The 14,523-nt window shown below is 46.2% G+C and carries 13 protein-coding genes; 12 read left to right on the top strand and 1 reads right to left on the bottom strand.

Annotation, left to right across the window (positions count from 1 at the left end; translation table 11 throughout):
• Positions 1–25: 25 nt before the first annotated feature.
• From MK185_02485 to MK185_02450, 8 genes are all read left to right on the top strand, one after another.
• Complete coding sequence (locus tag MK185_02485; GenBank protein ID MCH2039487.1) at positions 26–4,852, top strand: PA14 domain-containing protein; 4,827 nt, start codon at positions 26–28, stop codon at positions 4,850–4,852.
• A 191-nt stretch (positions 4,853–5,043) separates the two neighbouring features.
• Positions 5,044–6,288 carry an FAD-binding oxidoreductase gene (locus MK185_02480; GenBank protein MCH2039486.1) on the top strand — a complete coding sequence of 415 codons (1,245 nt, stop codon included), beginning with the start codon at positions 5,044–5,046 and terminating at the stop codon, positions 6,286–6,288.
• A 20-nt stretch (positions 6,289–6,308) separates the two neighbouring features.
• Positions 6,309–7,700: a DUF5690 family protein gene (locus MK185_02475; GenBank protein ID MCH2039485.1), complete on the top strand. Its 1,392-nt coding sequence runs from the start codon at positions 6,309–6,311 to the stop codon at positions 7,698–7,700.
• 28 nt (positions 7,701–7,728) lie between these two features.
• Complete coding sequence (locus MK185_02470; GenBank protein MCH2039484.1) at positions 7,729–8,433, top strand: UTRA domain-containing protein; 705 nt, start codon at positions 7,729–7,731, stop codon at positions 8,431–8,433.
• A gap of 263 nt (positions 8,434–8,696) precedes the next feature.
• The gene (locus MK185_02465; protein MCH2039483.1) at positions 8,697–8,936 is read left to right on the top strand and encodes an RHS repeat-associated core domain-containing protein; all 240 of its coding nucleotides are present in this window, start codon (positions 8,697–8,699) and stop codon (positions 8,934–8,936) included.
• Entirely contained in the window at positions 8,933–9,391 is a 459-nt protein-coding gene (locus MK185_02460; GenBank protein ID MCH2039482.1) for a hypothetical protein, read from the top strand. Before MK185_02465 ends, MK185_02460 begins: the two co-directional genes overlap by 4 nt.
• The gene (locus tag MK185_02455; GenBank protein ID MCH2039481.1) at positions 9,375–9,731 is read left to right on the top strand and encodes a hypothetical protein; all 357 of its coding nucleotides are present in this window, start codon (positions 9,375–9,377) and stop codon (positions 9,729–9,731) included. Before MK185_02460 ends, MK185_02455 begins: the two co-directional genes overlap by 17 nt.
• A gap of 178 nt (positions 9,732–9,909) precedes the next feature.
• The gene (locus tag MK185_02450) at positions 9,910–11,250 is read left to right on the top strand and encodes an RHS repeat protein (GenBank protein MCH2039480.1); all 1,341 of its coding nucleotides are present in this window, start codon (positions 9,910–9,912) and stop codon (positions 11,248–11,250) included.
• 505 nt (positions 11,251–11,755) lie between these two features.
• Here the strand turns inward: MK185_02450 and MK185_02445 are convergent.
• Positions 11,756–12,112: a helix-turn-helix transcriptional regulator gene (locus MK185_02445; GenBank protein ID MCH2039479.1), complete on the bottom strand. Its 357-nt coding sequence runs from the start codon at positions 12,110–12,112 to the stop codon at positions 11,756–11,758.
• Positions 12,113–12,249: 137 nt separating this feature from the next.
• On the opposite strand from MK185_02445, the gene MK185_02440 reads away from it, so the two are divergent.
• The 4 genes from MK185_02440 to MK185_02425 all read left to right on the top strand — a co-directional run bounded on the left by MK185_02440 (position 12,250) and on the right by MK185_02425 (position 14,465).
• Complete coding sequence (locus tag MK185_02440; protein ID MCH2039478.1) at positions 12,250–12,834, top strand: NAD(P)H-dependent oxidoreductase; 585 nt, start codon at positions 12,250–12,252, stop codon at positions 12,832–12,834.
• A gap of 102 nt (positions 12,835–12,936) precedes the next feature.
• The gene (locus tag MK185_02435; GenBank protein ID MCH2039477.1) at positions 12,937–13,242 is read left to right on the top strand and encodes a hypothetical protein; all 306 of its coding nucleotides are present in this window, start codon (positions 12,937–12,939) and stop codon (positions 13,240–13,242) included.
• Positions 13,232–13,876 (top strand): DsbA family oxidoreductase, encoded by a 645-nt coding sequence (locus MK185_02430; protein ID MCH2039476.1) that lies wholly within the window; start codon positions 13,232–13,234, stop codon positions 13,874–13,876. The genes MK185_02435 and MK185_02430 overlap by 11 nt, the downstream gene beginning before the upstream one ends.
• 31 nt (positions 13,877–13,907) lie before the next feature.
• On the top strand, positions 13,908–14,465 hold the full coding sequence (locus MK185_02425) for a carboxymuconolactone decarboxylase family protein (GenBank protein ID MCH2039475.1): 558 nt from the start codon (positions 13,908–13,910) through the stop codon (positions 14,463–14,465).
• The last annotated feature ends 58 nt before the right edge of the window (positions 14,466–14,523 follow it).

The following is a 14,523-nucleotide window of genomic DNA, read 5'->3' as shown; positions in this document are numbered from 1 at the left end:
ATAATCACAAAAAACTGGAGAGATCATGAAGTGGTTGTCGATCCATTGTCTAACGAAACTATTATTGTCACTGACGTTTTTGTCGCCGCTGGTGTTAAGCGGTTGTGGTGGTGGAAGTTCCGGGGTCAGTGTTGATGCTGAACCCAATAAACCCAACCATCCTGAGGCAGAGGTACTGGCTGTAACCAATCTCCAGATCGCCGAAACCCGCGCCAACAGCATTTTATTACGCTGGCAATATCCGACGTCTGCCACATACTTTGAAATTCAGCGCGATGGCAAAGTCATCGCAACCATCAATGGCGATTTATTGTCTTATCAGGATAATAACCTTCAGCCAAATCAGACATTTGGCTATCAGGTGATCGCACTGAATGCATCAGGGCAGCGATCCGAATCGGTCTCAGTATCGGCCACCACCATTGCTAATGAAGCACCTGAAATCCGCGACTATCCGCCATCAATCACCTTAACCAGTGAAGCGAAGAAAGATCAGTTGGTGTATCAGTTTTTTGCTACCGATAAAGAAAACCAGTCATTAAGCTGGCGTTTATCCGGAGATAATAGTGCTCTGTTTGTTATTTCTGCCCAGGGGGAACTGAGTTTAAAGCAAGCCGCAGCCGGTATGGGTGGCAAAGTATATCAGTTGCAGTTGGAAGTCAGTGATGGCATCAGTGTCAGTGCGGTATCAGTCAATATCGGTTTTATTGAAATGGCCTTGAAAGCCGAGCAGCAAGGCCTGTTACGGCAGGTATACAGTGGTCAGACTTTTACCACTGAAGTCAGTTCACTATTGTCGTTCGATCATTATCCCGATAGTCCGGCATCCACCAGTCTCGAAAACCAATTTAAATCTCCCAGTAATATCGGTGGTAATTATGGCCAGCGCATGGCGGGCTATTTATTACCGGCGATCAGTGGTGATTATCGTTTTTGGATTGCTTCAGACGATAGCTCAGAACTGCGTCTAAGCAGCGATAGCAATGCAGACAATGCGAAAACCATCGCCAGTGTCAGTGGCTGGGTAGGTGAGGATAACTGGGATCGCCATACCAGCCAGCAATCGCAATTTATTTCTCTGCAAGCGGGAGAAGTATATTACATCGAAGCACTAATGGTTGAAGTTGGTGGTGCTGATCATTTATCCGTTGCCTGGCAACCACCGGGTGGTGAACGGACTATTATTGATGGTCCGTTTTTACGGCAGCCTCTGGATACTCAGGCGCCTGAAGCCGTTGATGATCTGACGGTTATTCAAACGGAAGATGCCGGAATTATTCTTGAGTGGCAGGCGCCAAACGATAACAAAGCCGTTACCGGATACGAGGTTTGGAACGGCGGACTCAAGCTATCTGAAATAAATGCTGCCGATTTATCTGAAACTAATATTGAAATGACAAACCTCGACAGTGGCACTCGCTATGACTTTTATCTGGTTGCGTACGATGCTGCCGGTAACCGTTCCGCCCGTAGCAATGTCGCCGCGATTATGATCAGTGACTATATTGCACCCACTGCGGTGACCAATCTTACGGTGACTGATATTACTCCGTTTTCAGCACAGTTAAACTGGATACAGCCAGAATCTAATCTGCTGTATCGTATTTTTGACGATGAAACCTTAATCGTGACCACAACTCAGGTACAGTATTTATTATCGAATCTCGATCCTGCAACGGATTACGCATTAAAAGTAGTAAGTGTTGATGCGGCTGGAAATACTTCGGAGCAAGCGGCTGAGATCAACCTGACGACTACCGAGGTCAGTACTGATGCCCCAGATTTTAATGGCCAGCAATTTTATGCTGCGGTAGCTGCAGACAGCGCCATCGGTCGTCTTGTTTTTAAAGCGCAGGCAACAGCGGTTAATGGCAGCAACGATGTTATCAGTTACAACCTGACTGAGGACAGCTCCGGTGGTTTATTCAGTTTATCAAGCGATGGTTTGTTAACATTGCAACGTTCTGCTGCTGGCGCCAGTGGTCAGCAATACACATTGACTGTTGAGGCGACGCAAGGAACGGCCGTCGGTTCCATGCAGTTACAGGTAATGGTCATTGCTGCTGAACGATTCAATCAGCAGGGGGTTAATCAGCAAATCTGGACCGGTATTTCCGGAAACAGTGTGGCAAATATTCCATTAACCGCCATGCCACAAAGCCAGAACCTGTTAATGGAATTAGCGAGTAAACCGGCGCTGGGTAATTATTACGGCCAGCGGGTACGTGGCTTTTTAGAGGTTCCCCGTGATGGCAATTACAATTTCTGGATTGCGTCTGACGACAACAGTCAGTTATTACTATCGCCGGATATGGACCCGAACAAAGCCGAATTAATCGCACGGGTAAATGGTTACACCGGTATCGACGCCTGGTACAACGGTAACCGGGTGAAAACCAACATTGAACTGAAAGCAGGCCAGCTGTATTACATCGAAGTACTGCATAAAGAAGGAGGCGGTGGCGATCATATGTCGGTGGCCTGGCAGGGACCGGAAATGGCGAATAAATCGCGTATGAGTGGCGAGTACTTAATGCCGTTCAGTGCTTTGTATCCGTCGACGCCAACGGTTGACCAACTGGTGCAATCGGGTTTTGATCAACAGGGGGAGCAGCTGGCATTAACGCTGAATATTCCCGCCGACGCTGCAGGACTGCCGGTATTTATTTATTACGGAACGGTTGATGCTGGTGATCAGATTTCCGGTTGGCAAAACATACAATCAGCCGGCACGTTAGCTGCGGGTCAGCAGCAGGTGAACTTACCGGGTATTATTCCGGGACAAGATTATTTTGTCCGGGTCGAAGTACGTGGTGCGGCGGGCAGTAGCTGGAGTAGTGTTGTTCCTGTTACTACGCAGATTATTCCGGCAGGTAAACAAGCCGGGGAAGCTCTACCACAAACCATTAATATCAGCGTTGACATTAATGGCGAAAATAAGCATCTGAGTTTTTATAAACACAGTGTACGTTCCCCTAATTATCAGTTATTAACCTTTGATGATCGCCGCCAGCAACAATATCAGGCGGTAGTACCCATGCCAGAGCCAAGAACCTATCGTGGCCGTGTGACAAACGACCCTTATCTGGTGGTAACCGGGGTAATTGATGCCGATGGCAACATGCATATTTCAGCCTGGCGTGGTGATGGTCGTGCCTGGGGTAAGGTTGCTGATGTTTCTCATTTAATTGACGCTGACGCCCTTGGGAATAATGAAACAACGACAGACGAGTTGCAGATCAGTGTTGATGTTCCGGCTAACGATAATAACCGCTACTTTGTACCGCAGCCTGGCGCGGATTTTCATAATAATCTGGCGCGGGTGTCGTTTAAGCATGAATACAATCAGTTTGTGAATCAGGCGCGTGGCAACATCATTAATTCCATTGCACAAATGGAAAATCATATTAATGAAACCGATTATGTTTGGGCACAAAAAACCGGCTTACGCTGGGATGTGGGCCGTGCATTAATTGAAGTACACGGTGATTCAACCGCAGAAAATACTCAGCCACGACCAACAGCAACCGATGCCACCAATTTCACCATTGAATTCCAGGACCCGGTGAATGGCGGTTATTGCTGGGGCGGCGGTGACTGGGTTGGCTGTGTCGCTAATTTCACCCATAACTGGGGCTTCACCCATGAGATTGGTCATAACATGGGCTTGGGCCATGGCGAACAAACGGATAATAATAATCAGATCATGGCACCGGGCAGTCAGCTGGGGAATATGCAGGCGCGGAAAACCACCCGTCGCCTGCAGGCGGGCAGTAAATTTAAGCCTGCTAAGACCATTACTGACGTTATGCCACCGGCGGCTTTTAAAGATTATCTGTCGGTTTATCAGAATGAAGCAGGCAATATTGCGGTATTGGCCAACGATTATGATGTCAACGGAGAGGTGCTATCCATTCTGGAATTTCAGGCCACAACGGCTAAAGGCGGGCAAGTCAGCCAGCAAGGTAATATCCTGCGCTACACGCCACCAACCGATTATATTGGTGTTGATCAGTTTACCTACACCGTCACTGACGGTACCACGCATACCGTGGGTCCGGTGCAGATTCAGGTAATGCGCCAGGGAATTACCGGTGACTGGACTATGGAAAAGATTGGCGATAATAACCAGGTGCTGGACAGCAGTGGCGATCACAATCATTTAAACGCACCGGAACTGTCTGCTCTGACCAGCGGCAGCTCGCTGACGGATATCCGTGAGGCCGATAACAGCAATCATGCAATGACTTTGCAGTTGATGGCATCCGCAGAAAAAGCAGAAGACGCCCTTGGCCACAAGCTATTGCCGCATAAATTAGACCCGGGCCATAAAAGTTTTACCGCCACCATGCGGATAAGATACAACAACCTGGACGGTGCCCGCTTGCTGATGGGTAAATCGTCCAGTGGGCCGAATAATATGGAATACGGTGGCTGGGAGATCCGTAGTAACGGCAGTGCGGTTCAGATGCAGGTGAATTTCCGTGATCGTTTGATGATTACCAATCATGCACTGATCACTCAGGAAAATGCGTTAACTGATGGCGTCTGGCATCATCTGGCTATGGTGATTGATCGCGAGAATAACGAGTTACGCGGTTATGTTAACGGCATCGCGCTGACGACCACGGCCACCTTGCCTCAGGGAGCTGGCCCGATAACCGCAGCGATGAATAACACCAGCTACGGTGGAGGATCGCCGTTCCGTGTGGGTGGACACGCACAATTAACCTGCAGCGGCGAAGGGGATGCCAAAACCTGTGAGTTACCGCAAAACCAGGCATTTGATGACGTTAAGGTTTATCACAAGGCGCTGACGGTGGGTGAAATACGGGCGCTTTCTGCACAGTAATTCAGGCAACGCTGTGATGGTTTATCCAGCGCAGTGAGTGACCAATCTGACCCGTTATTGAACTTAAAAAAACCGGCAATCGCCGGTTTTTTATTGCTTGTCATTCTGCTTGTAGTCTCTGTACTCAAGTGTCACTGCACTGTCATATCGGAATAGTTTAATTGGACTAGTCCAGAATTCTTGGTGGTAAAGTGACAAATTCAGAAAAACGACAGGTTGTGATTATTGGCGGTGGCATTCTTGGCCTTGCTTGTGCCTATTACCTGCAGCGCCGTGATGATGTTCAGGTAACAGTACTGGAAGCGGGTGAATTTGCGGCTGCGACCACATCACAGGCAGCGGCACTATTAACCCGCGCCCGTGGTGACCTGAATGCCAGCCTGTTTGTAGCCGAAACCCATGACGTGATTAAACGTTTTGAACGTGATCGTAGAGAACGTTTGATGCGGCGAAGTGGCTGTTGGCATCTTGCCGATGGCGATTATCCGCGTACGACGCTGGCGTTGTATCGGCAGCTGGCACAGCAACAGACTTCAGATATTCAGTCATCACTGGTTCACGACAGAAACGCTGAGGATATCTCGGCTACTTTCCCCTGGATTAACATTGCTGCCGATGCCTCTGCGCTGGCGTATCTGGATGATGGCTACATTGACCCTTATCAATTAGCCATTGTCTATATGCAGCAAGCGAAATTAAACGGTGTCCGGTTTCTGGCTAATACCAAAGTCAAGGGGCTTGAAACAAAGGCGGGGAAAATCTGCGCAGTTCGTAGCGCTGACGAAATATTTGAGTGCGATGATGTACTCCTGGCTGCTGGCCCTTGGTCAAAGACATTTGCCCGGGAATACGGTGTGACACTGGCAATGGCGACGGTGCGCAGTCATTACTGGATCACGGATTTTCAAGCCATGGTCAGTCGTGATATGCCGATGCTGATTGATCAGGAAAATGGTTTCTATTTTCGCAGTGAAAATGGTGCCTTGTTATTTGGTGTTCGCGATAGCCAGGGCTGTTACGTGGATGCCAACCATTTACCGGATGATATTCATTCGTTGGGGTTTGGTCAGGACCCTCAGGGTTGGGCAGCGTTGGAAGAGAACTGGCAGGCACTGATTGAGCGCTGTCCGCTGTTGGAACAGGCTCAGCTGAACCACTACATTGCCGGTGTTTCCAGCTATACCCCGGATGGAAAACCATTATTGGGTAAGGCCCCTGGCTGGCAAAACTTTTATGTCGCCAGTGGTTGCTCCGGTGCGGGTATTGCCTGGAGTGGTGGTATTGGTAAGGCGATGGCGGCCACGATTACCCGGGAATCTTGTGAGTTGGATATCCAGCCTTATCGGTTAGATCGCTTTAGTCATGATACCGATGTGTTCAGTGATGAATTTCAACAACAATGTGCCGCGGCACGCAGTCAGAAAAGAACGGGCTAATGGTCAGCAAGGTACCCGATATGCACACAAAAATTCAGCGTAAAATTCATCACTGGTTAGAGCGGGCTCCATTACCCTGGTTCGTTATTTTTGCCATCAGTGCAGCATTTCTGACCTATTTTTCCATGTATGCGTTTCGCAAGCCGTTTGTGGTTGGTCATTACGAATACAGCGACTGGTTTGGTGTTGATTTTAAAGTCATGCTGATTTTGTCTCAGGTAATGGGTTATTTACTATCGAAATTTATTGGCATTAAAGTTGTTTCTTCGATGCTGCACAACCGGCGTGCTATTGCGATTCTGACTCTGATTATGTCAGCAGAACTGGCACTGCTGTTGTTTGCGGTGGTACCACTGGAATGGAAACCGCTGGCAATGTTTCTAAACGGCTTGCCACTGGGGATGATTTGGGGGCTGGTCTTTAGTTATCTCGAAGGGCGGCGCAGCAGTGAACTATTAGGTGCAGGGTTAAGCGCCTCTTTTATTGTTGCATCGGGTATGGTTCGTTCAGCGGGAAAATCTCTGATTATTTATTTTGATGTACCGGAATTCTGGATGCCGGTGCTTACTGGTCTGGTATTTACGCCGCTGTTGTTTATCTCTGTGTATGCGTTATCACTATTACCTGAGCCGAACGCCGATGATGAAGCTGCCCGACAGAAACGACAGCCGATGACGGCCACCGATCGCTGGAATCTGTTTTCGAAATACTGGTTTGGTTTATTAGCGTTAATTACTGCCTTTCTGCTGTTCACTGCATTGCGCGATTTTCGCGATAACTTTTCTTCAGAGATTTGGATGGCATTGGGTTATGGCAATGAGCCTGAAATATTTACTTATGCCGGTGTCCGCATTGCTGCCATGGTACTGGTGGCATTAGCGCTGCTGATGTTTATTCGCGACAACTTTAAAGCGTTCACAGCGAATCATATCGCGATTATTCTGGGTTGTATGATTCTCGGCGGATCAACCTGGGCGTACCAGTTCGCTGGACTCGATAGCAAAGCCTGGATGGTGTTACTGGGTACCGGGTTATATTTATCTTATATCCCGTTTAACTGCTTTCTATTCGATCGTTTTGTTGCCATCGCTGGTGGCGTTGCTAACGCGGGTTTCTTAATTTATCTGGCAGACAGTGCAGGCTATCTGGGCAGTGTCAGCTTGATGCTGGTGAAAAACTTTCATTCTCCCGATCTCAGCTGGCTGATCTTCTTTATCAAGGCAATTTATGTCACTGCAATTGCGGGTGGCTCGCTGACATTAACCTCTTGGCTATACTTCCGTTGGCGTTTTTTTGTTGAACAGCTCCCGGAAAAAACTGCTTCTGAAGTTAAATGCAAAAACCTGCTCAGCCAGGGTGAAAAAGACGCTTCTTTCGCTCCGGCCAGACAGGTAGAATTTGCCCGTGACTAACAGAACACCGGCATCGGGGAAACTGACTATGCAATCCGCCAGTTTAGAAATACGCGATTATCTTGCTCACCAGATCAGTTCCGGAAAGCTGCGTGTGAACGCACGCTTACCCTCCGAGCGAGAGCTGGTGGAGCAATTTAACAGTACACGGATAACGGTGCGTGATGCATTGTCGAAGCTGGAATCGGAAGGTCTGATTTATCGCTCCAACCGCCGCGGCTGGTTCGTTACGCCATCCAGGTTGGAATACGACCCGTCCTCACGGGTGAACTTTTATATGCTGGCGGCACAACAGAATAAGGAGCCCGCAACAGAGTTGATCAGTCAGCGTTGTATCAAAGGGCCGTCCAAGGTAAGGAAAGTGTTGCAGGTAACCGATTCTGAAAAATTGATCGAACTGAAACGCCTGCGCTCACTGGATGGCCGCCCGGTTTTGTATGAGCTGATTTATTTGCCAGAATCGCGCTTCTCCGGTATCACTAAAAAACATCTTGAAGGATCACTCACTACACTGATGCAGCGCGATTACGACGTGGACATTACACACGAAGATAACCGTATCAGAGTCTCAGCGGTGTACGATGATATTGCTGAGGCTTTATCACACATCAATGGTGCACCTTGCCTGGACATTGAGCGAATTCGCTTTGAAGGGAATCGCCTACCGGTAGAATACGATCAGGAATTCTGGGTGCACAGCGCCATCGAACTGCGGGCCTTTTGTTCGACTTAAAGATGATTGGTTCCGGAGAGAAAGTAGCTTTTTCAAAGCGCCGAAGCTATTTAGCCGGAAGGGAGATTACTCAATAGCAATGTTATGGGTAATGGTTTTGGACTGCCGTGAAAACTAAACCTGCTATGACGGAACCATAAAAAGCTCTAGCTACAACGAAAGCCATTGAGTACAAACACAACGCTTCGGGTAATCCCATTGTTAAGCAGATCGACTATGGTGCCTTTGGTAATGTAATCTCAGATAGCAACCCTGAGTTTGAGATTCCGTTTGGCTTTGCTGGTGGTTTGCAGGATACCGATACGGGCCTAATTCGTTTTGGTTACCGTGACTATGATCCGGAAACGGGCCGTTGGACAGCTCGTGATCCGATTGGCTTTGCCGGTGGTGATACCAACCTTTATGGGTATGTGTTAAGTGATCCGATAAACCTCGTGGACCCAAATGGTGAGGCTGCATGGGCTGTTGCTGGTGCGATTGTGGGGGAGTCGTTAGTGGTGTGACTGCTGTTTATGATACTGTTAGTGGATACACAGATAGTGGAAAGAATATTAATTGGGCTAACGTTATTGCTCAAGCAGCTATCGGAACAGCGTCTGGGACGATAGGTGGAGCAATACTTCCCGGTCCAAAGTTAGGTGATGTAGCAGATACTGTTGGCTCGATCGCATCCGCTGCTGTTGGTACTTACCTAGATGGAGGCACATTAGCAGAAGCAGCCCAAGCAGCAGCTCTTTCGTTCTTAGCTAATGTTGGAGGTGGTAGTATGGGAGAAAAGATCCAAAAGAGAATTGCCAAGGGAATTGATGCTCCAGCAAAGATATTGCATGAAGTCGCATCTGCACTTTCTGCAGCTGAGAAAATTTTGTTAGGGCAAATTCTCGCCGCCGCTCTTAATTTGACTATCGAAGAAAGTCAAAAGCTACTTGAAGAGGCATTAGATGGCTGTAAAAAGTAAAGGTACTGTTTTATTCAAATGTTTACGCTGCAAAAACTCACTTGAGCGCTTTAAGCCAAGTAATGCTTTTGCTGCTTTGGGAAGAACAGGGACTCGTTATAAATGTCCACACTGCCATTTGCTGTATGATTCGAAAGGGCCAGTTTCACTGACCTACAAGGTATTTATGGTCGGAGGTATGCTATCCTTGTTGATAGCACTCGGTGCTTCTGGTGGGAATGAGCCGTTTCAGCTTCATCATTTAATTATTTCCCTTATCTTGCCTGCGATATATCTTTATTTTTACGGTACCTTTCGTCCTTTGACGCCAATTCTTTACAAGTTTAAGGATCGAATATAAATCTGGCAACCGGGTAAAAACCTATGTTTATGATCCTGCTGGCAAAGGGAATGTTACCGCGGTTATTGCTGCTGATGGCAAACAAACTCAGTTTGAGTATGACAGCAAGGGACGTCTGAATAAGACCATTTATCCAGATGGACACAGTGTTCTTCAACGCTACGACAATAATGGCAATATGGAAGAGCTGGTGGTTCCTACCAACCACACCCATAGCTTTACCCTGAATGCGATTAATAAAGTTACCACCAATAAAACTCCACTGAACCAGACTACGACCTACAACTACGATCGTGATCGCCGCTTGACAGATATTACCTTGCCATCGGGCCAGATTATTCATCATAACTATCGTGATGGCTTGTTACAGGATACCCAAACACCTGAAGGCTTGATTGAATATGAGTATCAGTGTGGTAATAAATTAACTTCGGTACGCGAGGGCAGTGAAACCTTGAGTTACGACTATTCCGGTGTTCTATTAAATCGGATCGAATACTCGGGCGAACTGGATGCAGTGATTTCGTATGACTATGCGCCAGGTTTTGAGCTTTCAAGCATGACCTATGCTGGTGAATCCTCTGCAATTAAGTACGATAAAGACGGCCTGATTACCAACATTCATGATTTTACGATAGAACGTAATCCTCAAAATGATCTACCAGAGTATGTAAGGGATGCCAAGTTAACTCAGGAACGCAATTTCAATGGATTCGCTGAAGCAGAAGACTTTAATCAACGTGTTTCTGGTGGGGCTGTAGTAAATAATAGTTACCAGTACAACGCTGTTGGCCAGATTACTGAGAAAACTGAAGTGGTTAACTCCGGCAGTGGCAATGTTAGTCACCGTTACGAGTATGAGTACGATAACAAATATCGCCTGACGAAGGTTTATCGTGATGATGAAATTGTCGAGCAATATGGCTATGACGCAAATGGTAACCGTACGGCAACGACATCCAGTCTATTGAATGTTTCTGCTGTTGCAGCAACCTACAATATTGCTGATCAACTGCTGACCTTTGGTAATAAAGTCTATGAGTACGATGCGAATGGACGCCTGAGTAAAGTCACCCGAACCACGGATGATAATGCCCAGGTTGTTACTACGTATCAGTGCGATAGCCAAGGTCGTTTGCTTAAAGTTGTTACTCCGGCAAAAACCATTGAGTACAAACACAACGCCTTGGGTAATCGTGTTGCCAAGCTGATTGACGGCGAAATCGTTGAAAAGTATCTGTGGCAAAACAAAACGACCTTGTTAGCTGTGTATGACGGCGGTAATAGTCTGAAACAACGCTTTGAATACACGCTTGGCCATGTGCCAACCCGCTTTACTCAGGCTGGGCAGCGCTATTACATCCTGACAGATCAGGTTGGTTCACCAAAAATCATCTCCGATGCTCACGGTGGAGTGATCAAGCAGATCGACTATGATGCTTTTGGCAATGTCGTCTCAGATAGCAATCCTGAATTTGAAATACCGTATGGTTTTGCAGGTGAGGGTACCAATCTGTAAGGAACTATCTGGTTCAGAGTATCAATCGTTTAAACTCAAAAGTCCGACAGTTTTATTTATCGGATAGTGGAATGGAGACTCAATTAACCAGCACTGTTGATCGTTAAATACAGTTTGGAAGCCAGGCTGTGCGGTAAAGCAGAAAGTGAGCAAATTTCTAGATAACTTGAGCAAAATGTTCCAAATTATTAATCAATGTGCGACTTTATGGTCTGATTGTGAAGGTTTTTTTGGGGTTACATCTAATGAGCATAGAAATAACTGCAAAATCATCTACATAGATTAGGCTATGGCCTGCAACTATCTCTTGCTTAATAGCATCAATCTTAAATTCTTCGGTATATCGTTTGTAGCTCATACATCTCCCTGTTTGAGTAATTTTCTCTAACTAAAAGGTGTCTAGCAAATTGGTGGCGATTCAGTTTGGAGGACTGAAAGTAATTCGCGGTATAGTGAATTGGTAGTCAGTAGTCAGTAGTCAGTAGTCAGTAGTCAGCTCATATTGTTACAACTGATTTGACTCTGACCAGATCCGAAGCTGATCCAAAATATCTAGTGCTGAGCGACCAAACTCGGTCAGTTCATAAGTTACGGCGACAGGTCGATCACTTATCACTGTTCGAAGTACCATATCTCTAGCCTCTAACTCCTTAAGCCTTTGATCGATCATTTTCTTACTTGCCCCTCCTAACATTCTGGTTAAGTCATTAAATCGTACCGGCCCATCTTTGAGGTGATAGACAATTGATCCTGTCCATTTTCCGCCAATGAAGCGCATGCCTTTTTCTATCGCACAAGGCTCGAGACACGCATCATAAACTTTTTTTCGGCCGTAACTATCTGTTTCTACGCGACTTTTCATGTTTTCTTGCTCATTTCCTATAGGTTACCAAAAGTATACTAATTGATTAGATATTCTAGGTAACCATAATAAACCTGGAAAGGTTAATTAACCACTATTACTTATTAAACAGTTCGTTCAAAGCGAGGAAAGAAGACATGAGCAATATTTTGATTATCAATGCACACCACAGATATCCATTCTCAGAAGGTCGTTTAAATGGCGCTCTGGTTCAGATGGCAGACAAACTATTGAAAGCGAAAGGCCATGAAATACGTATCGTAAACATCGATGAAGAATGGAATGTTGAAACTGAGCTTGAAAACCATCAATGGGCTGACACGATCATTCTTCAATCGCCCGTGAACTGGATGGGCGTACCTTGGACCTTTAAGAAATATATGGATGAAGTCTATACCGCAGGCATGGGAGGGCAATTATGCAACGGTGATGGTCGTCATGAGGATGCTCCCAAGAAGAACTACGGTGCGGGCGGTACGCTCACGGGTAAAACTTATATGTTGTCTCTGACCTTTAACGCACCGAAAGAGTCATTTGATGACGAAAACGAATATTTATTCCAAGGCAAGAGTGTGGATGACTTGTTTTTCCCAATGCACATGAACTTCCGCTTCTTTGGTATGGAAGCGCTTCCGACTTTCGCGAGTTTCGATGTGATGAAAAATGCGGAAGCTGAGAATGACTTCAAGCGTTTCTCTGCGCACATTCAAGAGAATTTTTAATCCAATCGGGAGTAATGCCTTATGAAAACGCTTATCAAAAGGCTCATTCTGGGATTAGTCCTATTTTCGTCCGCCTCAGTTTCGGGTGCTCAGGCAGTTCCTTTGGCGCACATCTCTTCACCCGAGTACTACCATGTTCTGCTGGAAAACGAACACGTGCTGGTGCTTAAGATGGTGCTTCAGCCAGGAGAGTCTGATATGTCTCATCGTCATCACAACGAGACGGTTTACTTTCCAAAAGGTGGCCAGCTGACGATTACCGAGGAAAATGGAGAGTCCTTTGTTGCAAATGTTCTTGATGGGCATGTGATGGGGCACGAAGCATGGGCACATCAAGTTAGCAATACGGGTGATACCGAAGTAGTCGCAATTATTGTTGAATCAAAGGTAAGCCACCATGAGCAATAGCAAACAGATTATGATCGATATCTTATCTGACGTTGTATGTCCTTGGTGCGTGATCGGTTATTACAGAATTCAGGTCGCTATTAAAGACCTGGGAATCGAAGATCAAGTCTCCATACGGTGGCACCCATTCGAACTAAATCCTTCCATGGCGGAAGAAGGTGAGAATCTCAGAGAGCATCTCGCAGCTAAATATGGAACGACGATTAACGGAAGTATTGAGGCACGTAAGCGTTTGACGGCTTTGGGCCAAGAGGTGGGCTTTCAATTCAACTACTTCGATGATATGCGCATGTTTAATACCCGAAAAGTACATTTGTTGTTGAGGTGGGCAGAAGAGAAAGGCAAGCAAACTCAACTTGCCGAATCATTTTTTAGAGCCTACTTCTCGGACCAAAAAGATATATCAAACAAGGAGGTTTTGCTGCAAATAGTCGCTATCTCAGGCTTAGATAAAAGCGAAGCCGAAGATGTCTTAGGTAACGCTTCTTTTCAAGCTGAGTTGGTCGAAATTGAAAGAAAGTGGTTGTCTGGAGGTTTTCACGGAGTGCCAGTAGTAATTATTAATAGTGAAGAAGTACTACAAGGTGCTCAAGAAACCGAAACCTACCGCAAAGCTTTAACTACTGCTTCCTAAAGGCAGAACTATATAGAACAGAGGAATTTTTATGTTTACATACTATGAAACCGATACTGCGCCAGAAGAGTCGAAATCGTTAATGGAAGATTCGTTGAAAGGTTTTGGCATGATACCTAATTTGCACAAGATATTAGCAGAAGCACCTGCTACTTATGAGGCTTACAATACTGTGTTTAACCTTTTCATGAAGAACACGACCTTGTCGCCGATCGAGCAGCAGGTGGTATTTATGACTGCGAATTTTGAAAATAACTGCCACTACTGCGTGCCGGGTCATACCTGGATGATGTATTCCGCGAAAATGTCTGAGGAAGTTATCGAAGCATTACGTGAAGGGACTGAGATACCTGACGCTAAGCTTCAAGCATTACACAGCTATGCTAAAGCACTACTAGATAAGCGTGGCCACATAGGAGATGAAAAGCTACAAACCTTTTTTGATGCAGGTTATACAAAGCGCCAGGCATTGGAAGTAATAACTGGTTTATCGGCTAAGTTGATCTCTAATTTTACCAATGCCTTGGCACATACAGAGCCAGATGATGCGTTTAAGAAATACGCTTGGACTCATCCTTCACAGCGATAACATAGGCTTTATTCAATAAAGGAGAGCTCAGATTTTCCTTGGGTAACTCCTTTATTGA

This window comes from Saccharospirillaceae bacterium (assembly GCA_022448365.1).
Taxonomy (GTDB): domain Bacteria; phylum Pseudomonadota; class Gammaproteobacteria; order Pseudomonadales; family Oceanobacteraceae; genus Bacterioplanoides.
Note: the sequence above shows the minus strand (reverse complement) of the source record. Positions and strands in the feature narration are given on the sequence as shown.